This window comes from Pseudomonadota bacterium, from assembly GCA_039193195.1.
In the GTDB taxonomy this organism is placed as follows: Bacteria; Pseudomonadota; Gammaproteobacteria; order Steroidobacterales; family JBCBZW01; genus JBCBZW01.
The window spans coordinates 162405-189036 of record JBCCWS010000004.1; the positions used below are offsets into that span (position 1 = coordinate 162405).

Genomic DNA, 26632 nt, shown 5'->3' on the forward strand with positions numbered 1-26632 from the left:
CAGGCTGAGTCCTAGGCGCAGGGCAAGTTCTGGTCGTGTCGCCACGCCAGCCACAGGCCGAGTGCGAGCTGCAGCATATTGGCTAGGACGCCGGCGATTGCCAAGCTCACCACCAGCAACAGCGGGTCTCCATCATCGCTCGCGCGTGCCCACAGTACGGCGACGACGAACAGGGCCAGGCGCACGCAGGAGAGCCCGAGCATCCAGCGTTGCTTCTCCAGCGCCTGAAACACGGCACTCGTGGGCCCCGTCAGAAACATCGTAAACGCCCAGGGAGCGAGGGGCGGCGCGTAGGGCCCCGCGCTGGTCCACCCATCACCGAGCACGAACACCAGCAGTGGTTCGCCGATTACGTAAAGCAAAGCGCAGGGCACCACGGCGGCCAGTCCGAGGATGGTTGTCGCCCGCGCGAGTGGCCAGAACATCGGCTCAGCCCGACGACGACGGCCCGCTGCTCTAGGTAGGGCCACTTGGCGGCCTGCCTGACCAATCGCCCGCGCGGGTGTGAGGACCAGGCGATGAGCTGCCGCGTAGAAACCGACGATTGCCGGGGCGAACAGCGTGCCGATGAGCAGCAGGGGTAGGCGCTGAGTCAGCGAACGAATCAAGGTGCTGGGCAGGCCAAAGAGGGCGAAAGCCGCGTAGCGTCGCGCAGCCTCGCCGATCGTCCATGGATCGGCTTGGTCGGGCGGTGGCGGGTTTGCCACCGGGTCTCCAGGAGCGGGGCTGTTGCTGCTGCTCGGCGCGCCAATGAGGCTCCAAGCGCGCACCACAAGGCCAACCACGTAAGGCATCAACAACCCGAGGAACGTGGGGCTCAAACCCAGGCCCCATGCGACCCTCCCAGAGCTGGTTACCCCAGCCTGGGCCAAGGAACTTGCCGCGATCCGCTGGAATGCCTTGCGGCGCACGGCCCACGCCTGCAGCACGTTGCTTAGGCCCAGCAAACCGACGATCGCGGCCAGTATCAGCCACCAGCCTGGCACGCTGTTGAGCCCAGCCGGTCGCCAAGCCTCCGGCCATTGGGCAGCGATAAGGGCGAGCGTTATGCAAAAGCCTAGCAGCAGCAACAGAGAGAGGCGGGAAACCTGGCGCGCCCCATGACCCTGGCGTGGCAGCGCTATCGCGCCTTCGTAGCCCAAGGAACTGGCTTGGTTGAAGGTGGTGGCGAGGGCTACCAGGAGACTCACCCGTCCGTAGTCGGCAGGGTCGAAGAGGCGTGTGATCAATGGGATCGCCAGCACCTGGATGACCCGTGCGCCCATGACGCCGCCGAGCAGCGACAGAAGATCCCGGGTTGCACGCCCTTCGCTGAATTGCTTGCCGAGAAAGCTCAGCGCCGCGCGAAACCTGCTCAAGGCGAGGCCCACGGGACCGCCCAACCGGACACGCGCGGCCGAGTCGACACGGCTGATTTCATGGAGCCGCCCCTGGTTCGCGCGTGTGTTGTGACGTGGTCGACATGTCGCCAATACGAGCGGGCCACTCGCATGCTAATTTCGACAGGATTGCGTAATCGTGGGCACGCCGGAAGGAGGCACAAGTGCCGTGGTTGGCGAGGCGTTTGGACAGATGAGTGGCTCCGGTGCTAACGGCGGGTCCCTGCCGCCCGCAGTGGACGCGAATCGCCTCACGGTCGATGGTCGCGCCGGCCCCATCAGCTACTATCACGCCGGATCGGGAACTCCCGTATTGTTGGTCCACAGCATCAATGCGGCGGCATCCACCTTCGAGATGCGGCCGATCTTTGAGCATTTGCAGTCCACCCGCAGCACCTACGCCGTCGACCTGCCGGGCTTCGGATTCTCCTCGCGTACAGCGCGACGGTACGACGTCACGCTCTACACGACGGCGCTGCTGGATATGCTGGACGTGATCGCCCAGGACCTGCCCGATCGGGCAGTGGACGTTATCGGTCTCTCGCTCTCGTGCGAGTTCGTGGCCCGAGTCGCCAGCGAACATCCACACCGGGTTCGTCAGCTCGTGCTGATCAACCCAACGGGCTTTAACCGCCTCGGCGCCCAGGCCAACGGGCCACCGCTGACTAATCGGGAGATCCCAGGCATGCACGCTTTGCTCGCCGCGCCCCTTTGGCGTGAGCCGCTGTACCGCGCGCTGACCCGCCCCGGGACCATTCGCTACTTTCTCCAGCGCACCTACGGTAGCGATCAGGTGGACGAGGACATGGTCAACTACGATCACCTCACTGCGCGCCAGGAAGGCGCGAGCCGAGCGCCTCTCGCCTTCTTGAGCGGTCGGCTCTTCAGTAAGGATGTGCGCCGGCTCTACGAGGGCTTGGACATGCCCGTTTGGGTTCCCCACGGCACCCGCGGCGACTTCAAAGACTTTTCTCACGCAGAATGGGCTCGTAAGCGGGCCAACTGGTACTTCAGCAGATTCACCACCGGCGCCATGCCCCATTTCGAGCGTCCACTCGAGTTCACGGCCAGCCTCGACAGTTTCCTCGACACCGGCGCCCCTTGAGCCCTCCCCAGACCAACCTGGGCGCTCAGTTCGGGTCCTCGTAGAACACGTACGACGTCGCGTAGTCGCTGAACTCGAAGTACACCTTCTTGCGCCGCTCATCCTCGTCGATCGCCCCGTTGAGGTTGGCGTCGAAATAGCCGTAGCCAAAGCGGTAGGGCCGTGCCTGGGAGCCGCTTGTGCCCCGCGCCGTGGTGAGCTTGTCGATCCCCATGAATCGGCGAACCAGCTTGTCGCCCGCATATATCTCGAGTACGCCGTCGGTGCCTGTCCAGTTCTGTACGGCTCGGCCAAGGTTGTTCTGCGTCTCTTGGGTGCAGCCTCCCAGTAACAGGAGCACCACGCATGGGAGCGCGAAGTCGACGGTGAGACGGTTTTTCATCAGCTTAAGCGTCCTCTTCGGTGGAGTCGGTGGTGCACAGCAGGCAGATGGTATTCCCGTGATAGGCACTTGGACCAGCTCCTCAAGGCCAAGGGGTACTCTGCGGCAGGTCCCTCAAGGGAATCGTCCGAGCGCTTGCCTCGGGTGTCGACGTGGCTGAACCCAGGTCGAGGAGCGCCTTGCCCAGCACCCGCCCCTAGACACGCGTGCCAACCCCGTGGAGCCAGCACGCTCGAGGGCTTGGGTACCTCCTGGGCCGAACGGAGTCCCCGCTGCCGAGTCTTGAGAACTTTCATGAACCGCTGCTCTTCACGGTCGCGTGGGTGCGCCCCACGCGCAGGAGGGCGGTCACAGGGAATCCTACGGCGATGCGCCGCCGCGACCCATGACCCTACCCGCGCGGAGCCGGCCAGGTGCGAAGTGTTGACGCCGCGTTCCAACAGCTGGCTGGCCGGGAGTGCATGCGCCGACCACCAGCAGACGGAGGCCGTTGGCCGTCGCTCGAGGCGGGCGGGACGCAGGCGGCGGCGTCCGGCGGCAGTTTGATCCGTATCGATGTCCATAGGCTGCGCTAGTGTACCGGAGCTCCGTGTCAGCGCCGCGCCGGTGGCTAAACACAGCGAGCGGCGGATCGCTTGCGGTATCCTACGCGGCCTGAATGACCAGGAAGGAGATCCATGATGAGCGCACTGCAGACGCTCGGCGCGCCCATTTCCCGCCTGCTGCTGCTAGCGCTGCTCGGCGCAGGGCTGATGCTCGCTGCTGGGGAGCCGGCGCAGGCAGGATTCTTCGCCACCGCCTCCGAGAAGCGCGCGAAGGTGGACGCGTTGGCCGAGGAGACCTTGAACCGCTTGTTCCGCGAGAGCCCAAAGGCTAAGGCCCTCTTCGATCGCTCCGTCGGCTACGCCGTGTTCGACGCCACCAAGGTATCCCTGCTCGTCACCGGCGGTGGCGGCACGGGGGTCGCCATCGATCGCGGGACCGGCCTGCGTACATACATGCACATGGGAACCGGGGGGCTAAATCTGGGCATCGGCGGGCAAGTGCTGCGCCTGGTGTTTCTCTTCGGTGATTACGAGACGATGTCCGACTTCGTCAACGGTGGCTGGGGCGCTGGCGGCGGCGCCGCAGTGGTGGCTGGCCGCCACTCGGCAGGCGCCGAAACCAGCTTCATCAACGGCGTCGCCGTCTACCAGCTGACCGATGCGGGCCTATTGGTGGTCGCCGAGGTAACGGGCACCAAGTTCTGGCGCAGCCGCAAGCTGAACGTGCCAGCGGTATTGGAGACTGGCAACTGACGGCAAGCGAAGCCCACGACGATGCTGCGGCTGAGGTGCTGAGCGCCTCCGAGCTGGAGCTTTGGCGAGGCGATCGCCTGTTGTTCGCCCGTCTGAGCTTCGAAGTGCGTGCAGGCGAGGTGCTGCACGTCACCGGCCCCAACGGCATTGGCAAGTCGAGTCTGCTGCGCGTGCTCGCGGGCTTGAGTCGGCCCGAGACCGGCACGGTGCACTGGGGTAGCGACGATGTGTTCAAGAAGACCTATGGTTTTTATTCAGCGCTCTCCTACCTCGGTCACCGTGACGGCCTGAAGGGAGAGCTGAGTGCGCTCGATAACCTCGCCTTCGCCGCCGCCCTGCGTCCCCAAGGCGCCACGTCCGCTGACATCGCCGAAGCCGTGGCAGCTGTCGGCTTGACGGCCGTCGATTGGTTGCCCCTGCGTCAGCTATCGGCCGGTCAGCGCCGGCGCGTCGCCATCTGCCGCTCCCTGCTGGCACGTGGGGCCCTGTGGATTCTCGATGAACCGTTCTCGAACCTCGACACGGCCGGCCGTGAATGGGGACATCGCCGCGTCGCTCAGCACCTCACGTCGGGCGGCCTTGCGATCATTACCTCCCACCACCCTCTCTCGATACCGGGCATTGCGGTGCGCGAACTGGCGCTTGGGTGAGGCCGACGGAGCCCCTATGAGCGCATTCCTCGCTGTGCTCAAGCGTGAGCTTCGCTTGGCCCTCCGGCGACCGGGGCAGCTAGTGAATCCGCTGGTATTCTTCGCCGTCGTGTTAGTGCTGTTTCCCCTCGGTCTCGACCCTGGAGAGGAGCTGTTGCGGCGCATTGCACCCGGGGTTGTATGGGTGGCCGCCCTGCTCGCCATGCTGTTATCGCAGGAAACCCTATTCCAAGCCGATTTCGACGATGGCAGCCTCGAGCAGATGGCTCTACAACCTCAACCGCTTTGGTGGTTGGCGCTCGCCAAGGTCCTCGCCCACTGGTTGCTCACGGGACTCCCGCTGGTGCTGGTCAGCCCCCTCGGCGCAGGAGCCTTCTTTGTGCCGGCATCGGCGGTACCGATCGTGATGCTGGCCCTATTGCTTGGCACCGCGATCTTGAGTTTGCTCGGCGGCGTTGGCGCTGCCCTCACGGTGGGGCTACACCGTGGCGGGGTGTTGATTGCGATTTTGATCGTACCCCTTTTGGTGCCCACCCTGTTGTTGGGCACGCGCGCCATCGAACAAGCCATGATCGGTCTCTCGCCAGAGGGTGTTCTCCTGTGGCTGGCGGCGCTCCTGGCGTTTCTGGCATGCGTCACTCCGTTCGCGATCGGGGCCGCCCTACGTATACATCTGGACTGAGTATTCGCGCGTCGGACGTGGTCGACATTCGCCGACGGCGTCGTTTGGTGCGGGCTCCTGGCGAAGCATACAATTGGGGGGTTTCGCGCGGGCAGGGCGCTGGGGCGCCCGTGGAGAGTGGATTTATGTGGAAGTGGTTTCACAAGCTTGGCTCGCCGCCGCACTTCTACCGGATCGCCGGCGCCTGGGCGCCGTGGTTCGGCTGGGGCGCGGCGCTACTAATCGCGGCAGGGCTCTACGGAGGCTTGGTGCTGGCACCGCCCGATGAGGAGATGGGCGAGGGCTTTCGCATCATCTACGTGCACGTGCCCGCCGCCTGGCTGTCGCTATTCGCGTACACCTACATGGCGGTGCTCGCGGCGATCGGCCTGATCTGGCGCATGAAGCTAGCTCACGCCGTGGCGAGTGCCTGCGCCGTGCTCGGTGCTTCCTTCACCTTCCTCGCATTGGTGACAGGCGCGATATGGGGCAAACCCATGTGGGGTGCGTTCTGGGTTTGGGATGCTCGCCTGACCTCCGAGCTTCTTCTGCTCTTTCTATTCCTGGGTTACCTGGCCCTTCGGGAGGCATTCGATGATGTGAGTCAAGCGGACCGCGCCAGCGCGGTGCTTGCCATCGTCGGTGTGGTGAACGTGCCGATCATCCACTACTCAGTCGAATGGTGGCGAACCCTACACCAGCCAGCCACCCTGGTGACCAACGACGGTCCGCGCATCGCAGCCAGCATGGCCACGCCCCTTGTGATGATGGCACTCGGCTATACGTTGCTATTCGCTTCGCTTGTCTGCGTGCGGGTGCGCACGGAAGTGCTGCGCCGTGAACGCCAAAAGGCCTGGGTCAAAGCGCTGGTACTAGCTGAGGGCGAGGCGACGAGTGATGGCTCGGTACGGAACCCGGCGCCGCCCGCCGCCTCCAACCCCACACAGACCAGCCAGCAGCCGAGCGGCGCGCCGGGAGCCTGATGAGATGAACGAGTTTCTAGCGATGGGCGGCTACGCGAGCTACGTCTGGAGCGCCGTGAGCGTCTCCGCCGTGGTCATCGCCCTAAACGTCTGGGCGGCCCACCGTGGCCATCGACAGATGCTGATCAGTTTGCGTCGACGGGCGCAGCTGGAGAGGGACAGAGGATGACCCCTAGACGACAGCGGATGCTCGCCGTAGCCCTCGTGTTGCTAGGTGCGGTATCCGCCACGACCCTCGGCTTGGTGGCGGCCCGAAAGAACCTGCTCTACTTCTACAGCCCCACGCAAATCGTCAATGGCGAGGCCCCCGCCGATCGTCGGGTGCGCGTGGGAGGCATGGTCACCGCGGGAAGCGTAGAGCGCGAGGAGGGGTCGTTGGCGCTCAGCTTCGTCCTAACCGATACGGCTGAGGAGGTGCGCGTTACCTACGAGGGCATCTTGCCTGACCTGTTCCGGGAGGGGCAGGGGATCATTGTGCACGGCACCGTGGGCGCGGACGGTGAGTTTCTCGCTGACGAGGTGCTGGCGAAACACGACGAGAGCTACATGCCACCGGAGGTCGCTGAGAGCATGAAGGTGGCTCGCGAGGCGCGCGGCGAATGATCCCAGAGCTAGGCCACTTCGCCCTAGTGCTTGCCCTGGCCCTGGCGCTCGTGCAGGCGCTGCTAGGACTGGCCGGCGGCCAAAGCGGTCGGCCGGAGTGGATTGCAGCGGTTCGGCCCGCAGCCTTCGGGCAATTCACGTTTGTCGCACTCGCCTTCGCAGCCCTCACTTGGTCCTTCGTTCAGAACGACTTCACGGTGCAGTACGTTGCGTCGAACAGCAACACGGCCCTTCCTGTGCCCTATCGAGTCGCGGCAGTTTGGGGCGCCCACGAAGGCTCCTTGCTGTTCTGGATTCTCGTGCTCAGCATGTGGACAGTTGCTGTCGCTACCTTCAGCGTGCACCTGCCAGCGACCTACTCAGCGCGGGTCTTAGGTGTGCTGGGCCTCATCAGCGTAGGCTTCGCCCTATTCACCCTGGAGACCTCCAATCCCTTCGTGCGATTGCCACCCGGGGTGCTCGAGGGACGAGATCTAAACCCCGTGCTACAGGACCCAGCACTCGCTATACATCCCCCCATGTTGTACACGGGCTACGTAGGCTTTGCGGTCGCCTTCGCCTTCGCCATCGCCGCCATGCTCGAGGGTCGCCTCGATAGCGCCTGGTCTCGCTGGACACGGCCCTGGACCACGATCGCTTGGGCCTTTCTGACCGTCGGCATCGCCCTCGGCAGCTGGTGGGCATACTACGAACTGGGCTGGGGCGGCTGGTGGTTCTGGGATCCGGTGGAGAATGCCTCTTTCATGCCCTGGTTGGCGGGCACGGCGCTCATCCATTCCCTGGCGGTGAGCGAGAAGCGTGGACTGTTCAAGAGTTGGACCTTGCTACTCGCCATTAGCGCGTTCTCCCTGAGCCTACTCGGCACTTTCCTCGTCCGCTCGGGCGTGCTGGTGTCCGTGCATTCCTTCGCATCCGACCCAGCGCGCGGCACGTTCATCCTGTTGTTCCTAGTGCTCGTCGTCGGCGGTGCGTTGGTGCTCTACGCATGGCGCGCTCCCCAACTGGACTCCGATGCGCGATTCGCCGTGGCCTCGCGTGAGACCTTCATCTTGGTGAACAATCTGCTGCTGGTGGTGGCCACCGCCGTCATTCTGCTCGGTACGTTGTTCCCCCTGTTCTACGAGGCCTTCGGGCCCGAGAAGATCTCCGTGGGCGTGCCGTACTTCGAGTATGGGTTCGCCATCGCGATGGCGCCGCTAATCACGATCCTAGCCGTGGGCATGCACGCGGCGTGGAAGAAGGCACGCCAGGAAGACCTCATGCGCACCCTGCGATGGCCCCTTGGACTGGCCGTGGTGCTGGGCATCGCCGTGCCCTGGCTCGTCTTCGGCCATATCGGTGCGCTCACCGTCTTCGCTATCGTCATGGGCTTGTGGATCGTGTTCTCTGCGCTGCTCGAACCGCTGACGCGCTTCCGGCGGGGACGCGGCGTGCCTGCCACAGTACTCGGCATGACTCTTGCGCACATCGGCGTTGGGGTATTCACGATCGGTGTGGCCGTGACCAAGAGCTATAGCGTCGAACTGGATACGGCCATGCAGGTGGGAGAGGTGCAAGAGATCGGCGAGCTCGGTTTCCGCTTCGATGGGGTGGTGCCCTCGCAAGGGCCGAACTACGAAGCCGTTGTCGGCACGGTTACCGTGCTGCGCGGTGACGATGTCATCACTACCCTGTATCCGGAAAAGCGAGTGTACCGCGTGCAGAAGAGTCCGATGACCGAAGCGGACATCGACGGCACCCTTGCGCGCGATCTGTTTGCGGCGCTTGGCGAAGACCTCGGGGCATCGGCCTGGAGCGTGCGCCTACAGTTCAAACCGATGATCCGAATGATCTGGCTCGGTGCGCTGCTGATGGCGATCGGCGGCGTGGTGGCGGCCTGCGATCGGCGCTACCGTGCCCGAACGGCATCGCGCTCCCCTGGCGCCGCGCCTCGCCCAGCGACTGCGGTAAGCGCCGGACAGCAGAGGGCGTCGAGCTGATGATTCGCTTCTACGCTCCCGTGGTGGCCTTGGTGGTACTCGCCGGATTTTTATGGGCAGGACTGCAGCGCGACCCAGGCGAACTGCCATCGCCCTTCATCGGTAGGCCCGCCCCCACTTTTCGCTTGCCCTCCCTGCACGATGAGAGCGTGACCTTCAGCGAAGCGGATCTGACCGGCCGTGTCGCTCTGGTGAACGTTTGGGGCACCTGGTGCCCGGGCTGCCAGACCGAGCACCCGGTGCTTATGCGAATGGCGGAGGCAGGGATACCTATCTACAGCATTAATTGGAAGGACGACGACGCCCAGGCTAAGCGTTGGCTTACGCAACTCGGCGACCCCTACATCCTCACGGGGGCGGATCGCGCTGGTCAGGCCGCCATCGACTGGGGAGTGTACGGAGCTCCCGAGACCTTCGTCGTCGACGCGCAGGGCGTTGTTCGCTACAAGCACATTGGCCCGATCACCGAGGCGCTCTGGCAAGAGGTACTGTTGCCCGCGATGCGCGAGGCCGGCGAGGGCACCGCGGCGCAGGCGCAGCGGAGCGATCGATGAGGATTAGGATGGTGGCATTGGGCGCGCTCGCCAGCGTGCTCCTGTCAGCCCCGCCGTTGGCACTCGCTATCGACGAGCATATGCCCTTCGAGGATTCGGAGCTCCAGGGGCGCTACGATCGCCTCACGGAAGAGCTGCGCTGTGTGAAGTGTCAGAATCAGACGATTGGCGACTCGAACGCCGGCATCGCTAAGGATCTTCGCCTCAAAGTGCGCGAGATGCTCATCGCAGGGCGCAGTGACCCGGAGATCTTGGAATATATGGTGGAGCGCTACGGCCAGTTCGTGCTCTACCGTCCACCCTTCAATGCGAGTACGGCAGTGCTGTGGCTGGCGCCCATCTTGCTGCTCGGCGCTGGGGCAGTGGTAGTAGCGGGAACCGTGCGAAGACGCATCGCCGTCGGCGCTGACCTCAGCGCCCTAGAGCCCGATGACGAGCCACGGGCGGTGGGCGGTGTCGACGAGGCCGACGGGGACAGGTGAGTATCAACCCAGTTTTTCTCGGGCTCGTCTTGCTCATGACGGGCGTTGCCGTATGCCTCGTTATCCTACCAGTACTGCGCGCTGGCGCAGCACGAGGAGGGGGTAAGGCGGTGACCGCCGGCGTGTTGCTGGTGTTGGTCCCCGTCATCGTGCTGCTGTCATACCCCAGACTAAGCAACTTCGATTGGTCCACGGCCCGCACGGCGCAGACCATGCGGGCCGCGGCGGAGGACGCCGCAGCGAGCGGCGCAGGCGAGGCGGATATCGTCGAGGCGCTCGCCCAGCGCTTGCGCAGCAACGGCGGTAGCCTCGAGGAATGGCGCCTGTTGGGTCGATCCTACTTCAACCTCGGTCGCGTCGACGGCGCGGAACAGGCCTTTCGCGAAGCGTACCGCCAGGTGGCGGTGGGTGCGGACGCGCAGCTCACCGCCGACGTGGCAGCGGAGTACGCGGAGGCGATGATTCTCAGCGATCAACGGACCCTGCTCGGCGAAGCGGGCGACTTGCTCGAACGTTCCCTAGACACCCTACCTAACAACCCACGGGCCCTGTGGTGGGGTGGCCTCGGCGCGTTTGAACGGGGCGAGTACGGCACTGCCCAAGGGCGTTGGGAACGGCTGCTCGCGGCGCCCCAAATGGCCGAACCGAGCCAGATGCGAGAGGTCCTCGAGCAGCGTATTGCGATGGCGAGCCAGCTCGCTGCGCGCAACGCACCGCCGCCCGCGCAGATCCGAGAGGCCATGACGGCCGCCAGCGGGCCTGAGGCAGGGGAGGGTGCGAGCCCCTCAAAAGCATCTCCGCAGGGAGCTGAGGCTGGCGATGCGAGTGGTCGCCTACAGGTACGCGTGGAGCTAGCGCAGAGTCTTCGCGAGCAACTCGCCGAGCAAGATCAGGTGCTGTTCGTGATCGCCCGAACGCCGGGCGGCGGCGGCCCCCCCCTTGCGGTGGTGCGCCGGCGCAGCTCTGAGCTGCCCATCGAGCTCGAACTGAGCGATGCCAACGCGATGATTCCCGGGCGCGGGATCTCCTCTGCTAACGAAGTAGAGGTGGTAGCGCGAGTGTCGGCGAGCGGAAACGCGATGGCCTCTCCCGGTGACCTGTGGGGTAGCCAGCAGGTCTCCGCGAGCGAGGGAGAGATCATCACCGTGACCATCGACCAGGTGACTAGGTAAGCTATCGGATACGGTTGAGCAAGAGCAGTTAAGGGGATCCGCCGTGAGTGAACTGGAACAGGCCTTCGAACAGGCGCAGCAAGACGTCAAGGCGCTGACCAAGCGGCCGAGTGATGACGAAATGCTCAAGCTGTACGCGTTGTACAAGCAAGCGTCTTCAGGAGACGTGAGCGGTAGCCGTCCGGGCATGCTCGACTTCGTCGGACGCGCCAAGTACGACGCTTGGGCCAAGATCAGCGGCTTGGACCGTGACGATGCGATGCGAAGCTACATCAGCACCGCAAAGTCGCTGATCAGCACCTACGGGGCCTAGGGGAGCCGACGCGCCTTGGTCGGGGCCTAGCCCCCTTCCTCCGGGCGTTGCGTCGTCGAGCGCATGTTCAGGCCCAGGGGGCCGCGCGGAATGTAGAGTACGAGGCGCTCGCCATCGCGCTCAACCTCGATGGAGGTGGGCGTACCGAAGGAGCCGCCCTGGGTCATCGTGACCAGGGAACGCGTGTCGAAAACGCGCGCGCCGTCGTAGCTCAAGATCGCATCGCCCGGCTGCAGGCCTGCTTCCTGTGCCGGGCCGCCGGTTAGGGTCGTGCGCACCAGCACGCGATTCGGGCGGCCGGTAGCGTAGAGAAAGCGATCGTAGTCACTGTCACCGAGCTCAGAGCGAAGCTGCTCCACGCCTTCGTTGATCTGCGCCAGCTCCGTGCGGTAGCGCTCCGATCCCATCCACCCTTCCCGGCGCGCCTGATCGCGCAAGAACAGGCGCTTCAGGGACAATTCGTCCTGGCGGGCCTTGAGATCGGCGGCCCGATCGGGCGGGAAGCCGGCGTCGATGAAGCGTCGCAACTGGCGGTCATCCGGACTGCCGGTCGCCACAGAAGACTCTAGCTCCGCTAGGGTTTGCGACAGAGCCGCCTCCGCCAGGGCATCCGCATCGAGGGTAGGGGTCGCACTCGTGAGTTGCTCTTCGAGCGCCTCCACCTGCTCCTGGAGCGAGGCGATCTGCTGAGCGAGCTGTTGCCGTGCGCGCCTTTCCTCGCTAAGCCGTTGACTTAGGGCACTCAAACTGTCGTCTGAAGGCTCTATATCGGACCGACTCGCTGGCTCCCAGGGCGCACGCGCCGAGCGATCATCGAAACTGTTCGCTGAGGAGAAGCCCGTGAACCCATCGTCATCGCCACCGGCGAAGCGGCCGCCGATCACAATGCCCATGAGCAGGGCGAGGAGTGTTGGCAGTACCTGCCGGGTAAGTGTGTAGGTGAGTGTGTTCTGCGTCATCGGGCGTTGCCTTAGCGCAAGCGCAGGGTCATCTCGTTGCGGTTGCGATCCAGCTCCATATTGAAGTGATCGAGGAAGGACAAGCCGAGTAGTCCATCGTAGCTGGCGAGGGAGTCGAGCACGACCACGTCTAGCTGGGCCACGCGCGCTCCTGCCACATCCAGGGTGGGAAGGGTGACCAGCGGCGCGTCCACCTCGCCGTTCGCCGTGGTCAAACGAACGGTACCGCGGCTCACGAGCCCCGGAAGCTGAGCCGCGACGCGTGGAGAGATAGCCGTAATGCTCGCGCCCGTGTCCAGGATGAAGCGATAGGTACCGGACGTCCCCGGGATCGTGCCGTTGACGAACAGAGTTGCGCCCTGATTGAATACAGGTACTACCGTAACGCTCGGCGCATACAGGCGCTCCTCGGCGAGCGCGATCAGGGATGCGAACTCCTTTCCGTAACGGGCACCGTCCAGCGCGCGCGCGCGATAGAGCGCTAGCAGAGCGTCACGGTAGCGCCCCTGTTCAAACAGCAAGCGACCCAAATCAGCATGGTAATGCGCGTGGTCTGGGTCCCACTTAAGCTGCCCTCGCAATAGGGCTTCGCCCTGCGCCGCATTGACCTGGCCTCCTGCCAGAAGGTCGCTTAGGAGTCGACGCGCTGCTTCGCGCAGGCTGGATTGCGTTTGCAGGTCGCCTTGGGCTTCTTGCTGAGCCGAGTTTAGCTGGCCTAGGGCGGTCGCGACATCTCCCTGCGCGCGGGCGACCCGCGCCGCGAGCACCCGACGCGACGCGCTCCATCCGAGTAGATCCGCAGCCTGGCCGAGGGCGTTCTCGGCGAGGCGGGCTCCTCCCGGACGTGCTAGCGCATCTGCGATGCGTACCTGGAAAGCCTCCTCCAAGAGGGGGCGTACCCGATCAGCGATTGGATAGGATAGGTACATGAGTTCGGAGCCGGCAGCGATCACCGCTTGCCAGTCGCTAGCGCGCGCCGCGCGTTCGACGCTGAGCAGCCGACCGATATCATCGCGATCGAAGAAGCTGCCAACGAAGGTCTCGAGGGCGATGGCTTGTGTGGGATCGGGGGCGAGTAGAGCCCTCAGAGCCTGCAGGTCAAGCCCCGCCCGAGCTCCCGGCGCAGCATCGTCAACGGGGGAGTGAACAGCGATACCGATCAGATCACCGCGCTCATCGACGATCGCGGCAGGAACGCCCACGGCAGAGGCCGCTGGGCTTAGGGCGTACCAGTATCCACCGAGCGTGCTGCGTTGGGCCGACGAGTCCACGTAGGCGGCCTCACGAGCGTCTCCTAGCCCCAACAGCGAGAGGGGCCGTCCGAGGTGTAAACCGGCGCCAGGCTCGGCAGACGGATTCAGGCCCGCGAGAGAGATGTTGGCCTGCGGATCGTCAGCGGCCAGCACTACCAACTGCGCCTCGGGCGCCACGGCCAGCACCTCGCGCAAGCGCAGGGCTCGCCCGCGCCCTAGGGGAACGAGCACCTTAGTGGCGTCTATCAGGGCAGGCAGGGCCATCACCACTGCGAGGCGCCCGTTGTTCAGAGCGACGGTTATCGCGGGCAGGCGCGCCGGCGCGCTGTCCGCGTAGCTCACGGTGACTTCAAGCACGGATGGCAACCGCCCGAGGCGAGCGGCGGGATTCTCGCGGGTCGTCGGCGATCCCGCGCGCGCAACGCCCTCAGCGGGGAGTGCTGTCGGGTCTGGCACCCAAAGGCCGAGGCTGGCCGACCACCACATGCCCGCAATCCCGAGCGCGCCGCCGAGCAGCAGGATCAGCAAGTGGCTGCGGAGCGAGCCACGTTGGCGCATCGGGAATGGGTTACTGCGCAGCGCGAGCGACAGGTATGCTCTCGCCATGATCGGTCTTCCTCAAGCGAGCCTGCGCGGGCTGCGCCGGCAGTCTATACATCTCCAGGCTTCGACCACGCCCGCACGAGAAGGGTCCACAACGCTGCTGCGAGCCAGGGGCTGGTGAGCCCGATTCTGCCCTACGGCCTTGGCTGCCCCCTCTGGGCCCTCGCCGATTGGGAGGGCGGACTGTACCGCGCCGGGAGCACGCCGGGCGACTACCTTCGCCAATACGCTAGCGTCTTCAATGCCGTCGAAGGCAACACGACCTTCTACGCTACCCCCTCGGCCAGCACCGTCGCGCGGTGGCTGGCGCAGGTTCCAACGCACTTTCGCTTCTGCTTCAAGTTCCCACGCTCCGTGACCCATGATGCGCGCCTGCGCGCGTGCGAGCCGGCGGTGCGCGCGTTTATTGATCGCTTACGCCCACTTCGTGGCCAGATGGGCCCCCTGATGGTTCAGCTGCCAGCCTCCTTTGGCCCCGGATCACTTGAGGTGCTGTTCGAGTTTGTTCAGGGGCTGCCGGAGGACTTCTCCTACGCGGTCGAGCTACGTCAGCGCCGCTTCTTTGACGACGAGCTTCTGGCCGATGAAGTGGACGAGCAGCTTCAGGCGCTCGGGGTCGAGCGCATCATCCTCGATTCCCGACCTATGCGAAGTGGCGATGGGAACCATCCAGATGTGTTAGCCGCTGCGCATGCCAAGCCGAACTTGCCCGTGCGACCAATAGCGCTCACGCAAACGCCGATCGTGCGCTTCATCGCCCACCCTGATCCAACGGTCACCCGCCCCTGGCTCACGCATTGGGCACGCATTGTTCGGGACTGGCTTGGCGCAGGCAAGCGGCCACTCATGTTCATGCACTGCCCAAACAACGCACATAGTCCGACCTTCGCCCGCATGTTCCACGACGCGCTAGTGGCCGTGAGCGATGAGAACAGTGCGGACGTCGGAACGCTCGCGCCATGGCCTGGCGAGGAGATCGGGCCGACCGCTGGGCAGATGTCACTACTCTAGGACACACAATCGCCGCTATGTCGAAGCGCGGATGAAAATGTTAACTGCGTCTGCGTACCCGAGGCTTCTGCTGATTACGGTAAGGCAGACATCGGGTCACGCGTAGGCGGGCCCTCTCATCCCGAACCGACGCGGAGTCCTCCTGATGAACCAGCAGTCCAAAGGCATGCCAAGTGCGCCGGCAAACCCAAGCGAACGTCGCGTGAAGGAACGCACGCGCGTGAATTTTTTGCTCACGGAAGATGGTTTCAGCAAGCTCAATCGCGGCGGTGAAAGTGACCCCTGGTCGTGCACGCGTCGAGCGCCGGGCGGCGGTCCTCGCTGGGAGGCCTTCGAGAAGTGGCAGTCTGAGGCACGCCATTCCCAGGCCAAGGTGGTGGATGGCGTGAAGCGCCTGCCGCGCAAGCTGTCCCTTAAGGCCATGCTCAAGAGCATGTGAGCTGCCACGTCATGGGTAGGCCGTCAGCCACGCTCCCTGCTCCGGGATGACAGCCGTGCCCGCCGCGCCTTCGAATTCGAAGGGGACTGATACGGTCTGCCCACCGGCGTTGCGCAGAATGGCGAAGTGCAGGTGGGGGCCGGTACTGAACCCCGTGTTCCCCGAGGCGGCGATCAATTCGCCACGCCGAACTAGCTGTCCCGGTCTTACTCGCACGGACGCGCGATCGAGGTGAACGTAGATTGCGTAGGTGCCATCGTCGTGTGCGATGCGCACAAGATTGGCCGGCGGTGGGCGCGTCGGTGCATCCGCTAAGCCGGCGAAGTTTGCATAGGCGATCTCCACGACGACTCCTTCCCGCGAGGCCATGATGCCCGTACCGATGGGCATGGCGATGTCTACTGCGTAGGTGCTCGACGGGTCCAGGTGGGTGATGCGGCCATGAAAGCCCTGACTGACCCGATGGCGGGAGGATGCGGCGAATGGAACACGGTAGAGGCGAGTGGGTCGGTGCTCCGCCTCGGGATCGCCTAGCTGGAAGGCGTGTTCCAAGGTGGCGTCATTTGGAACGCCTTCAATCGCAAGCGTCTGGGTGGTAAGTGCTCCAATCACCGCGCCGAAGCGCCGTCCGTTGCTTGCCACCACCAGCACCTGCACTGGTATCGCGAACCCGTTTGTGAGCTCCACGGAGTCTGCGCCCAGACGGCGCATGTCCAGCGTTGGCATTGTTGAGCCCCGACCCAGCGTTTGGCGCGTCGCCTCGCTGTCGGCCGGGGGCTTATCTGAGAAATGCCAGTTCCCCTGCTCATCCTGGTACCGATATAGATCTGCACCCTGAGCCGCCAGGGAACCTGCGATTAAGGTTGCGCAGCACCAGGACGCTGACGCGAGACTCGCCGCTCGGGACCTGCGGATCGCCACCCGTACCTCCAGATTGGGAAACTTTCCCCAAAATATCCGATATGATGAGGCTCGTGGCCCCACGTGCTTCGGTACCGCCCTAGGCCAGCACCCGATTCACCCCACCGCACGAGGCGGCGCAGGTCCGTGACAGCTTACTTTCCAGACCATGTGCGCAAGCAGCCCGATCCAGGAGTTCTGAACTGGATCAACCTCGAGGGACACGAACGACCAGCTTTCGCTGGCCGCGACGTCCTCCTGTGCTTTTTCTCGAGCAGCTCGGTGCCATGTTTGCAGACCCTGCGCCTGCTCAACGAGCTGCTGCCTACCTTCGGTACTGAGGTGCTGGTCGCTGGCGTGTGTTCCCCGCGCTTCGACCGGGAACGCGACGTGCAGAACGTGCGTCGGGCGATCGCGAGGTTGTCCGTGAGGATGCCCGTCATTCACGACCGCAGCGGCGAACTACGCCGTGATTACGCCGTGGATACCTTGCCCACGCTCGTCTCCCTACGCGCCGATGGCGCGTTCTCGCGACACGTTGGCGAACCCGACGTGCGGCGACTACGCAGCGTACTGGAGGAACTTCGAGGCGATGGCGAGGTGGGCGACACGGGCCCAGTGCGAATCCTCGGCCCGCGCGTGGGCGCCGCGCCAGCGCTCGCGACACCCATGTTTCACGGTGCCTTGCGATTCCCCACGGTGATCAAGCCGCTCCCCGGAGCCGGGCAACGCTGGGCCGTCGCCGATTGCGGTCACCATCAAGTCGTGCTGCTCGACGATTCAGGTGTGGAACAAGCGCGGTTCGGCGCCGGCGTGCCAGGCCACCGCGACGGCAGCGCCGCGCAGGCGTGCTTCTACAGTCCCCACGGCCTCGTCTGCAGCAGTGACGCGATCTACGTGGCAGACACGGGGAATCACGCGATCCGGCGCATCGACGTGACAGAACATAGGGTCACCACCGTAGCGGGCACGGGGCGGCGCGGGTACGGATTACCGCGCGAGCCACGCAACGCCCTCAGCAGCGCGCTCTCCTCACCGTGGGATCTGGAACTCGACGGCGCCTCGATCTACTTTGCCAACGCAGGTAGCCACCAGATTGGCGTCTACAACTGCATGGACGATAGCGTCCGGCGCCTAGCAGGCTCCGGCGAGGCGGGTACGCAGGATGGCCCCGGAGGCGGTGCTCGACTCTCCCAACCGGCGCACTTGGCCCTAGAGGAGTCGGGAGATCGCCTGTTCTTCACCGACAGTGACAGCGGCCTGGTGCGCTCCCTCACGCTCGATGAAACGGCTCGCGTGAGCACCCTGGCCCAGCCTGCTGAGGACCCGGCACCCGCCGCTGCAAGAAGTCCTTACCACCTACAGTACCCGCTAGGCATCGCGTGGGTCGAAGGCACGCTGTTGGTGGCCGACTGCTACAACGATCGAGTGATGCAAGTCGCCCTACGAGGAGACGGCGTGATCGACATGCCCGCCTGGTCCGGGCGCTTGGCGCCTCTGTGCGAGCCCATGGGTGTTTATGCCGAAGACGTCGATCGCGTCCTGCTGGTGGACACGAACAACCACCGAATAGTGCACTACCTGGCGGGGCCCGACGGGGCCGTAGAGCAGTGGCCGCGGTGAGCGATCAGTCCTCGTCCGCGGCGGTGAGGGTAGCGTGCAAGAGGGCGCGGCCCATGCGCAGCTCGCGATGGACCGTCGCCGGCGAGATCGAGAGTGCTTCGGCGATCTCATCGTAGGTAAGCCCGCCAAAGAAGTGCAGCTCCACCACGTCGGCCTTGCGCGGATCGAGCTGCTGCAGATGGGTGAGCGCCTCGTCTAAGGCGAGCAGCTCCACGTTCTCGGCCACGGCGATCTGCATTGAGGTGTCGATATGGAGCGTGGTCTCGTTGCCCCCGCGCTTGACCCGGTGCTTGGCCTTGGCATGGTCGACCAGGATCCGACGCATCATGCGCGCGGCAACGGCGAAGAAGTGTGCGCGATCCTGCCAGGAAACATCCACCTTCATCATGCGCACGAACGCTTGGTTGACGACTTCCGTAGCTTGCATCGTATGCCCCGGACGCTCCCGGGACATGTAGTGACGAGCCAGGCGGCGCAGTTCGTCGTAGACAATGGGGGCGAGGCGATCGAGCGCTGCCGACTCCCCGGCGCGCCATGCGCCGAGCAGTTGGGTGACCTCGTCCCGCCGTTCCTCGTTGCTGTCCGTGTCGATATCGCTCATGAGGGCACTACGTTACTCCAGGCGAGGGGGGGCCGTCTGCCCCGGGGCGTCGCCGTCGCCGCCGCAGAATACCGCTGTTTGGAGTGACGTCCAGTGGTTCCTGTCAAATGTCGCGGTTCTTCTAAGACGCTTCGCGGCGCTGTCATCTCCTCGTCGGAGCGGATTGCTATACTCCGCCGCCGTCAAAGAACACGTCTCGTGACCCCTTCGCCCAAGGACGGACTGACAACATGTTTCGCCAGATCTTCGGCTCTAAACTTCAAAGCCCTGAACCGGAGCTACGCTTGCAGGCGGTCGACGAGCTAGACGTCGACGACCCGCGCCTAGCTGACGTTGCCCTGCGCGACGCCGCCGCCGCCGTTCGCCGCGCCGCCCTCGCCAAGCTGAACTCCCTTGAGGTGCTTAGTCAGGCCGCTGAGGCCGACGTGGACTCGCAGACCCGAGCGCACGCCAAGCAACGGTTAGTCGAGGTGCTCTGCACCGCGGCCCCGTCCGCAGAAGCACACTCGGCTCGAGCAGCCTGCATGGCGCGGTTTGCCGGGGCCGGGGACGCGAGCCTTGTCGAAGCGGTGCTGACGCAAGCCAGCGACCCTCCCCTGCGCGCCGCGGCCCTGGCCTTGGTCACAAAGCAGGCGTTGCTGGCGCAGGTGGCTGCGACGGATCCCGCGGGGCAACTTCGTAGCGCGGCTCTGGAACGTGTCGAGGAGGAGTCCCTGCTGGAGGAAATCGCACGCTCGGCCCGCAATCGCGATAAGGGGGTTGCTCGACTGGCGCGGGAACGTGCCGATGCGGCGCGCCTAGCGCGAGAGCGCGCGGAAGAAGCCGACCGCTTGTGTTCGGAGATCGATCGTCTTGCCGAGTCGGGCCTCGATGCGGTGGATACCGCCGCCTACCTCAAGGTCGATCAGGAATGGGAGCGATGGGCAAGCGCCGACGAGCACGACTTCACCGAGGCTAGAGCCCGCTACGCAGGGGCTCGCGCGCGCATTCAGGCCAGCCTTACGGGACGCGCTGAGGCGCGGCGGCGAGCGGACGACATCCTGGCGATGATGGACCGTGAAACGACTGCCTCAAGCGCCCAAATCGGGGCCACGGAAATCGCCAGCTTGAGGGAGCAGTGGCGTGTCCTAAGCGATGCCGCCGGCCCCGACTACGGTCTCGCTGCCTTCGACGACGCGGCCACACGGCTGGAGGCCGCGCGAGCGGCCCGAGTGGAAGACCAGCGTCGGGCCGAGATACTCCAGACGTGGCTCGCCGAACGCGAGGGGCAGGGGGAGGTCATCGATGCGTGCCTTGCGAGCGCCTGGGAGGCGCTCGACAAGCCTAAGAGCGAGAACCTGCTAAATCCCCTGGCTGCACGCTACCACGCGCTGCATCCCATCCCCGAAGGCGATAGCGCCGATAGCGGCACCACGTCGGACGCTGGCAGCAACTCCGAGGGCGGGGTCGGCGAGGAGACCGCCAAGCAGGGCCCTGACCGCGCTATCGACCCGGCGGAGCTAGCCAAGCGCCTTGATCAACTCGCCGAGCGCCTCGATCAAGCGGACGCGCACATTGCAGCCGGCGAGCTCAAGCCAGCAACTGCGGCCTTCGACGCCGCCCGAGTGCTGAGCGAACAACTTGGCAAGGCCCGCGGCAATGCCACCATCCGCTCGGCCCGAGAGCGTCTCGCCAGCACGGGGCCGAAGCTCAACGAACTGCGTTCCTGGCGGCGCTGGAGCACCGATCGGGCCCGCGAGCGCCTTTGCGATGAAGTCGAGCAGCTGCTGACGAGCGAGCCGCAAGATCCCGCGGCCCTGGCTCGGACGATTCGCGGTTACCGGGAGAACTGGAAAAAGCTAGACAAGACCGAGGGCGGTGCAACCAAGGCGCTATGGGGGCGCTTCAACACCGCGTGCACCAAGGCCTACGAGCCCTGCCGCAAGCACTTCGCGGCGGAGGCGGACCAACGCAATGCGAATTTGGCGCTCAAGGTGGCGCTGGTAGAGCGGTTGGAAAGCTTGGCTGTCGGCACGGACTGGGAAGGCGAGGTCGATTGGCGTGGCCTCGACAAGGCGATTGGGCAATTTCGCCGCGAGTGGCGTGGCGTCGGCCCAGTGAACAGACGTGATAACAAACCGTTGATGGCGCGCCACGACAAGATCCGCGCGGTCTTCGATGGCCGCTTGGTCCCGATCCGTGAGCGCGAGTTGGAGCGGCGCCGCCAGGTGGTGAAGGCCCTCACTGAATTGTCTGAACGCGATGACCTTCGTGGAGCCGCCGATCAGGCCAAACGCGCGCAAGCCGACTGGTCGCCTCTCGTGCGCGGCCCTCGCAAGGTTGAGCAGGCCCTGTGGACCGACTTTCGCGCTGCCTGCGATCGCATCTTCGAGCGCCTGCGCGAGCAGCGCGAAGTGGCCCAGGGAGCGCGTGATGATGCGCTAAAGAGTGCACAACAGGCCTGTGAGCAAATCGAGACGCTCGCTACGCAACTCGCTTCCCTCGGTTTTCGGGACGACGACCGAGGCCGAGAAGACTCACTGGTGCGGGCTTACGGCGAGGCGCGCAAGGCGTACGCGGACGCAGGTGAGGTTCCACGCGCCAAAGAGGGCGCACTCAAGGCTCGCTACCGTAAGGCCTGCGATGGTGTCGACGCCACCCGCCGCCAGCGCCGCGACGCTCGCCAGCTGCAAGGTCTGAGTGCGCTGGCCGAGCGGGCGGCCCTCGCAGCTCAGCTGGAACAGGCCGTGTTAGCCAACGTGTCGGACCTCGCCGAAAGGGCAGATTCGGTCAGCAGCCAGTGGGACGCGTTGGAGGATACCGCCGACAAGGGCCTCGGTGCAGTGGTGACCCGCTACGAGCGAGCCTTGGCATGCGCCCGCGGCGATGAGGCGGCGGCGCAGACCCTGCGGAACTCGCTCGCCGATACGCTTCGGGACCGCGAACAGCTGTGCCTGGAGCTTGAGATCGCGACAGGTGTGGACTCACCCGCCCATCTAAAGGCTCAACGCATGGCATTCCAGATCGACCGCCTGCAGGCATCGATGAGCGGCACAGACAAGCCATCGAGTGCTCAGATCGAGGGGCTACTGCGCCGCTGGCACGGGCTCGGCGCCGTAGCGGCACGGGATCATGAAAGCTTGGAGGCACGCTTCGGGCGAGTGAGCGCGGCAGCGCATGGGGCGAAGCGTCGCTGATCGCGCGGACCAGCAGGTCCCGAATACTTCTCTTACTGGCCGACCGCTGAGGTGGTCGGGCCTTGCTTAGTGTTGATGAAGGCTAAGGGGTCCACCGCGAGACCGTCTCGATGAACCTCGAAGTGAAGGTGGGGGCCGGTAGCACGGCCAGTCGCCCCCATCAGCGCGATCTTCTCACCGCGTTCTACGGTCGCACCCACGGCGACGAGGTTCTTCTGGTTGTGGCCGTAGCGCGTGACCAGGCCAGCGCCGTGGTTGATCTCAACCAGGTTGCCATAGCCGTAGCGGGGCCCTGAGAAGACCACTACACCCGAAGCCACCGCCACGATTGGAGAGCCTTCCCGACCGGCGAAGTCAACGCCTCGATGGTGCGCGCGACGACCGGTAAAGGGATCGTTTCGGCGACCGAAGAAAGAGGAAATCCAGCCACTCGCTACCGGCATCCCCTCGGGGGTAGCAGCCTCGACGACGGCCCGCGTCTGCAACAGATCGGCGAGCGCAGAAAGTTGCAGCTCTTGTTTACCGGCGTTGTCCAAAACGCTCGACAGCTGCTGTTCAAGACCGCTGGACTCTTCAGGGGCTTCAATCCATCCGATAGCCGGACCGCCCTGAGAGGGGCTATGGGCGAAGTCGAACTCGGCGGGGTCTAGGGCGGCTTGCTGAACAAGGCGACTGCCTAGCGCATCCAGGCGCAGCATGCGCGCCTGCAGCTCGCCCAACTGTCGTGAGAAGGCCTCGTGCTCGCCAGCGCGAAGTACGCGCAGATCGTCAAGGTGCTCGCGTGCTTCAGCTAGTGAAAGGTGTAGCTGGTGTTGGGTGCTGTTGAACCAGTGGGCCTGGGCCAGCATGCCTGCGGCGAAAGAGACAGCCAACACGCAGAGCATTAGGGGGCCCACGAAGCCCGTGAAGCGGAGCGCCTCACCCGGCCTACGTAGGTCGAACCGTCGGGTTCGCGCCCCACGGGCAGTGACCAGCATCACTTTCATCCGAACGCTCTCCGCTCAAAGCAAGGCAGGGCCGTGGTTCAGCGGACACACGACTGCTCAGCCTTCAGCCTGTCACGGGGCACGCCCGGCAACGAGGAACCGGGTCGCGAAATCGAGCAGAATCAAGGAGAACTGATGGCCCGCTCACAAGCCGCGGCGAGCGGAAGGAGAGGTCACAGAGGCCCGCCGGTGCGGATACGACCCACCGGCCGGGCCTGCGGCGGCTGCGCTAGCTGGCGGTCTTGAACTGCGCCTCTTCCGTGCTACCGGTCAGAGCGGTGGTGGAGGATGTACCCGAAGTCACCACGCTCTGCACAGCGTCAAAGTAGCCGGTGCCGACGAAAGACTGGTGCTTGGTGGCCCGGAAGCCGTTCTCCTCTTGGGCGAACTCGCGCTGTTGCATCTGCGAGTAGGCGTACATGCCGTCCTTAGCGTAGGCCTGGCTGAGTTCGAACATGCCGAGGTTGAGGTTATGCCAGCCGGCGAGGGTGATGAATTGGAACTTATAACCCATGCGCCCCAGCTCCTCGCGGAAGGTCCGCATAGTGTCGTCGTCTAGGTTCTTCTTCCAGTTGAAGGAAGGCGAGCAGTTGTAGGCGAGCAGCTGATCGGGGTACTCGGCGTGAATGGCGTCGGCAAAACGACGCGCCTGATCGAGATCGGGCTTCGAGGTCTCGCACCAGATCAGGTCGGCGTAGGGAGCGTAGGCGAGGCCACGCGCGATCGCCTGGTCCAGGCCGTTGTTGACGTTGAAGAAACCCTCGTGGGTGCGACCGCCGGCGAGAAACGGCTTGTCGCGATCGTCAATGTCGGACGTGAGAAGATTGGCCGCGTCGGCATCCGTGCGCGCGATGACGAGCGTGGGCACGTCCATCACGTCCGCCGCAAGCCGTGCGGCGACGAGCTTGTTGATAGCCTCTTGCGTCGGCACTAGCACCTTGCCGCCAAGATGCCCGCACTTCTTAGCCGAGGACAGCTGGTCCTCGAAATGCACGCCTGCCACGCCGGCCTTGATCATTGCCTTCATCAGCTCGAAGGCGTTCAGGTTGCCGCCGAAACCCGCTTCGGCATCGGCCACGATGGGAACCAACCAGTCCACGGAGCTATCGCCATTCAGGGCGTAGATCTCATCGGTGCGCAGGAGGGCGTTGTTGATGCGCTCGACCATCTTGGGCACCGAGTCCACGGGGTAGAGGCTCTGATCCGGATACACCTCCCCGGCGCTGTTGCCGTCGCCAGCGACCTGCCATCCAGAGCAGTAGATCGCCCGTAGGCCGGCTTGTACCTCTTGGATGGCCTGGTTGCCCGTCATTGCACCGAGCCCGCACAAGGGCTGGTCCTCATGAATCCGTGCCCACATCTTCTCTGCACCCAGGCGCGAGAGGCTGTACTCGATCTGCACGTGGCCACGAAGCTTGACGACGTCCTCAGCGCTGTAGGGGCGCTCGACGCTCTTCCATCGTGGATTTTCCTGCCATTCGGCTTCGAGTTGGCGGACTTGCTCTTCACGGGAGGGGGTGGGGTTGGTCATGGGGCTTCGGCTCCAAGGGGGTTCGAGGGACCAGCAGGGCATCGGGTTGAGAGGCAGTCGCACAGGCGGGCACGCGCCGGTGTACATGCGACGTTCTCTGAGTGAGCTTACTGCTGTTGGGGAAAAAACTTCACATTGAAAATTTCACAGTGTAAATTTCACTGATATACGCTCATCAACACCAGTGAGTCGCTCCAACGATACTTATGCTGGAGCGGGACATCGGTCGCAGAAACAGGTCGGATTGACGATGTCGACGCTCCTAAGACGCGCGCATTTTTTGGGCGCCAAGCTTCGGACCCTACGCAAAAGGCACGCCTGGACCTTGGAGGAGGTCTCCACGCGCTGTGCACGCTTGGACCCTGGCAACGCACCGTCCGTGTCCTACTTGAGCATGATCGAGACCGGCAAGCGGGTACCCTCCCGAGCCCTGCTCGACCTGCTGGCCGACGCCTTCCAAAAGCCCGCCTCATGGTTCTTGGACGAGTCTGGTAACGCCAGCGAGCCCACCCAAGCAGATGGCCGTGCGCGAAGCGCGAGTCCAGCCAATGTGCTGACCAGCTTCAACCTCGAACCCCGGGCCCTGTTCTCCGAGGGCCAGCTGGAACGCGCCATCCCCGAGCTCCTCAGTCAAACCGGTACGACTGGCTATCAGTTTGCTCAGCTGCTGATCCGCTCCTTCCAGGAGGCGCGGCACAATAGCCTTCCCGACCTAGAACGGGCGGCCGAGTCGGTGGGCGGCAAGCGCTTTGCGCTGCAGACCGAGGATCTCTTCGCGCTAGCCGATGAGGTCGGTTTACGGATTCGTTGGTTCGACCGGTCGCCCTTCGACACCGGGAGTCAGGAGCAGGGGGCTGCCCATCGCGCCCTGGTACGGTCGTTCTTCGATCCGCCGCACACGATCTACCTCAATCGTCAGCTCGAGCGTGCTCCCGCACGCGTGAAGTACGACGTGGCCACCCACATCGGCCATCAGGTGTTGCACGGAGGCGATGGCAAGCGCTCCTTCCATACGACGGGTGGCTGGGGCGGCGGCTCCGCTTTGCAAGACGCCTATGGTATCGCTTCCGAGGAGGTGCTGTTCGCCTGGCGCGACTTCGAGTGCGGGTTCTTCGCTGACGCGCTGCTTTGCCCACGAACGGCCTACCGTGACTTCCTGCAGCGCCACGAATACGACATGCAGGTGGGCGTCGAGCGCTTGGATCTCACCCTGTCCGTGTTGATGCGCCGTGCGACAGCCGTGTCGCCGTATCAGCACTGGCACTACTTGGATGCCTACGATGAGGGACAGCTGCGCCATGTGTATCGAGGCAACGGCATCGCCTTGCCGTGGGGGAATATGCGCATGGTGCTCAACCCCTGCCGCCAGTGGGCTGTGTTCCGCGTGATTCGGGCCGCCGATCGCACGCCCTTCGCACAGATCAGCATCATGGAGCACGAGGGGCAACGCAGCTTGTATGCGTGCGAGACGCACCAATCGCAGGACGCCGCTGGCAATCGCCACGTCATCTGCATGGGAGTCGACCTAGGGCCTGCCCTAGAGACGCAGGACGGTGATGCGCAATCGGTGATTTCGAGTATCGCGCAGGCGTGCTACGCGGCGGGCGGTGAAGCACCCGTGCCGGACGCTGCGGCTGACCAGTTGGCCCGCGCCGCTCGTGTCCTGAACATCGGCTGGGTTCGCCATGGACTGCGCCGGCCCGCCAACGTTATCTGCGCACGAAACTCGCACTGTCCGCGCAGCACGCCCTGCCAGGGGAATCGGCCGCCGCAGCCTCGACCCTTGTTGGAGCGTGTGCGTGAGGAGATCCTGAGTGAGGTCCACGGTCAACAGGTGTAGCCGCCGCGGCCAACTCAATTTTTCCGTTAGCCTTACAGCCAGCCGCTGTGTGACGGCGCACACGGGCCGCCAAGCAATAGCTGTGAATCCACCGATCGCGCGCTCGCGACCGGTCGCCGCATCCGTCGGCTTGCGCAGTGCATACGGCC

Annotated in this window: 25 protein-coding genes; 17 read left to right on the plus strand and 8 right to left on the minus strand. The window is 64.7% G+C overall.

Annotated elements, in window-relative coordinates:
* Positions 1–11: 11 nt before the first annotated feature.
* Positions 12–1358 carry a lipopolysaccharide biosynthesis protein gene (locus AAGA68_06255; protein MEM9384643.1) on the minus strand — a complete coding sequence of 449 codons (1347 nt, stop codon included), beginning with the start codon at positions 1356–1358 and terminating at the stop codon, positions 12–14.
* A 160-nt stretch (positions 1359–1518) separates the two neighbouring features.
* Here AAGA68_06255 and AAGA68_06260 point away from each other — a divergent pair, with 160 nt between their 5' ends.
* Positions 1519–2484, plus strand: coding sequence for an alpha/beta hydrolase (locus tag AAGA68_06260; GenBank protein ID MEM9384644.1), 966 nt, complete (start codon positions 1519–1521; stop codon positions 2482–2484).
* A 25-nt stretch (positions 2485–2509) separates the two neighbouring features.
* On the opposite strand, the gene AAGA68_06265 is transcribed toward AAGA68_06260, so the two are convergent.
* On the minus strand, positions 2510–2866 hold the full coding sequence (locus AAGA68_06265; protein MEM9384645.1) for a hypothetical protein: 357 nt from the start codon (positions 2864–2866) through the stop codon (positions 2510–2512).
* A gap of 677 nt (positions 2867–3543) precedes the next feature.
* On the opposite strand from AAGA68_06265, the gene AAGA68_06270 reads away from it, so the two are divergent.
* The 11 genes from AAGA68_06270 to AAGA68_06320 all read left to right on the plus strand — a co-directional run bounded on the left by AAGA68_06270 (position 3544) and on the right by AAGA68_06320 (position 11561).
* A complete protein-coding gene (locus AAGA68_06270; protein ID MEM9384646.1) occupies positions 3544–4164 on the plus strand; it encodes a hypothetical protein in 621 nt (206 codons plus the stop codon).
* 35 nt (positions 4165–4199) lie between these two features.
* The gene (ccmA, locus tag AAGA68_06275; protein MEM9384647.1) at positions 4200–4814 is read left to right on the plus strand and encodes a cytochrome c biogenesis heme-transporting ATPase CcmA; all 615 of its coding nucleotides are present in this window, start codon (positions 4200–4202) and stop codon (positions 4812–4814) included.
* Between the two features lie 16 nt (positions 4815–4830).
* The gene (gene ccmB / locus AAGA68_06280) at positions 4831–5496 is read left to right on the plus strand and encodes a heme exporter protein CcmB (protein MEM9384648.1); all 666 of its coding nucleotides are present in this window, start codon (positions 4831–4833) and stop codon (positions 5494–5496) included.
* Between the two features lie 125 nt (positions 5497–5621).
* Positions 5622–6458 (plus strand): heme ABC transporter permease CcmC, encoded by an 837-nt coding sequence (ccmC, locus tag AAGA68_06285; GenBank protein MEM9384649.1) that lies wholly within the window; start codon positions 5622–5624, stop codon positions 6456–6458.
* A gap of 4 nt (positions 6459–6462) precedes the next feature.
* On the plus strand, positions 6463–6627 hold the full coding sequence (ccmD, locus tag AAGA68_06290; protein MEM9384650.1) for a heme exporter protein CcmD: 165 nt from the start codon (positions 6463–6465) through the stop codon (positions 6625–6627).
* Positions 6624–7061, plus strand: coding sequence for a cytochrome c maturation protein CcmE (ccmE, locus tag AAGA68_06295; protein ID MEM9384651.1), 438 nt, complete (start codon positions 6624–6626; stop codon positions 7059–7061). Before ccmD ends, ccmE begins: the two co-directional genes overlap by 4 nt.
* Positions 7058–9040, plus strand: a complete 1983-nt coding sequence (locus tag AAGA68_06300) for a heme lyase CcmF/NrfE family subunit (GenBank protein MEM9384652.1) — start codon at positions 7058–7060, stop codon at positions 9038–9040. The genes ccmE and AAGA68_06300 overlap by 4 nt, the downstream gene beginning before the upstream one ends.
* On the plus strand, positions 9040–9594 hold the full coding sequence (locus AAGA68_06305; protein MEM9384653.1) for a DsbE family thiol:disulfide interchange protein: 555 nt from the start codon (positions 9040–9042) through the stop codon (positions 9592–9594). The genes AAGA68_06300 and AAGA68_06305 overlap by 1 nt, the downstream gene beginning before the upstream one ends.
* Complete coding sequence (locus AAGA68_06310; GenBank protein MEM9384654.1) at positions 9591–10076, plus strand: cytochrome c-type biogenesis protein; 486 nt, start codon at positions 9591–9593, stop codon at positions 10074–10076. Before AAGA68_06305 ends, AAGA68_06310 begins: the two co-directional genes overlap by 4 nt.
* Positions 10073–11248 carry a hypothetical protein gene (locus AAGA68_06315; protein ID MEM9384655.1) on the plus strand — a complete coding sequence of 392 codons (1176 nt, stop codon included), beginning with the start codon at positions 10073–10075 and terminating at the stop codon, positions 11246–11248. Before AAGA68_06310 ends, AAGA68_06315 begins: the two co-directional genes overlap by 4 nt.
* 43 nt (positions 11249–11291) lie before the next feature.
* Positions 11292–11561 (plus strand): acyl-CoA-binding protein, encoded by a 270-nt coding sequence (locus AAGA68_06320; protein MEM9384656.1) that lies wholly within the window; start codon positions 11292–11294, stop codon positions 11559–11561.
* Positions 11562–11587: 26 nt separating this feature from the next.
* Here AAGA68_06320 and AAGA68_06325 read toward each other — a convergent pair whose 3' ends face one another.
* Complete coding sequence (locus AAGA68_06325) at positions 11588–12520, minus strand: PDZ domain-containing protein (protein ID MEM9384657.1); 933 nt, start codon at positions 12518–12520, stop codon at positions 11588–11590.
* An 11-nt stretch (positions 12521–12531) separates the two neighbouring features.
* Entirely contained in the window at positions 12532–14379 is a 1848-nt protein-coding gene (locus tag AAGA68_06330; GenBank protein MEM9384658.1) for an aspartyl protease family protein, read from the minus strand.
* 114 nt (positions 14380–14493) lie between these two features.
* On the opposite strand from AAGA68_06330, the gene AAGA68_06335 reads away from it, so the two are divergent.
* Together AAGA68_06335 and AAGA68_06340 are read left to right on the plus strand one after the other, a co-directional pair.
* Positions 14494–15387, plus strand: coding sequence for a DUF72 domain-containing protein (locus AAGA68_06335; protein ID MEM9384659.1), 894 nt, complete (start codon positions 14494–14496; stop codon positions 15385–15387).
* Between the two features lie 145 nt (positions 15388–15532).
* On the plus strand, positions 15533–15826 hold the full coding sequence (locus tag AAGA68_06340; protein MEM9384660.1) for a hypothetical protein: 294 nt from the start codon (positions 15533–15535) through the stop codon (positions 15824–15826).
* 9 nt (positions 15827–15835) lie between these two features.
* Here the strand turns inward: AAGA68_06340 and AAGA68_06345 are convergent, their stop codons facing one another.
* Positions 15836–16552: a M23 family metallopeptidase gene (locus AAGA68_06345; GenBank protein ID MEM9384661.1), complete on the minus strand. Its 717-nt coding sequence runs from the start codon at positions 16550–16552 to the stop codon at positions 15836–15838.
* Positions 16553–16873: 321 nt separating this feature from the next.
* Here AAGA68_06345 and AAGA68_06350 point away from each other — a divergent pair, with 321 nt between their 5' ends.
* A complete protein-coding gene (locus AAGA68_06350) occupies positions 16874–18349 on the plus strand; it encodes a hypothetical protein (GenBank protein MEM9384662.1) in 1476 nt (491 codons plus the stop codon).
* 4 nt (positions 18350–18353) lie between these two features.
* Here the strand turns inward: AAGA68_06350 and AAGA68_06355 are convergent, their stop codons facing one another.
* Positions 18354–18950, minus strand: a complete 597-nt coding sequence (locus AAGA68_06355; protein ID MEM9384663.1) for a sigma-70 family RNA polymerase sigma factor — start codon at positions 18948–18950, stop codon at positions 18354–18356.
* A 230-nt stretch (positions 18951–19180) separates the two neighbouring features.
* Between AAGA68_06355 and AAGA68_06360 the strand changes: the two genes are divergently transcribed.
* Complete coding sequence (locus AAGA68_06360; protein ID MEM9384664.1) at positions 19181–22126, plus strand: DUF349 domain-containing protein; 2946 nt, start codon at positions 19181–19183, stop codon at positions 22124–22126.
* Between the two features lie 32 nt (positions 22127–22158).
* Here AAGA68_06360 and AAGA68_06365 read toward each other — a convergent pair whose 3' ends face one another.
* Positions 22159–23112 carry a M23 family metallopeptidase gene (locus tag AAGA68_06365; GenBank protein MEM9384665.1) on the minus strand — a complete coding sequence of 318 codons (954 nt, stop codon included), beginning with the start codon at positions 23110–23112 and terminating at the stop codon, positions 22159–22161.
* 229 nt (positions 23113–23341) lie between these two features.
* Positions 23342–24643: an isocitrate lyase gene (aceA, locus tag AAGA68_06370; GenBank protein ID MEM9384666.1), complete on the minus strand. Its 1302-nt coding sequence runs from the start codon at positions 24641–24643 to the stop codon at positions 23342–23344.
* Between the two features lie 250 nt (positions 24644–24893).
* On the opposite strand from aceA, the gene AAGA68_06375 reads away from it, so the two are divergent.
* On the plus strand, positions 24894–26483 hold the full coding sequence (locus AAGA68_06375) for a DUF3612 domain-containing protein (GenBank protein ID MEM9384667.1): 1590 nt from the start codon (positions 24894–24896) through the stop codon (positions 26481–26483).
* Positions 26484–26632: the final 149 nt, after the last annotated feature.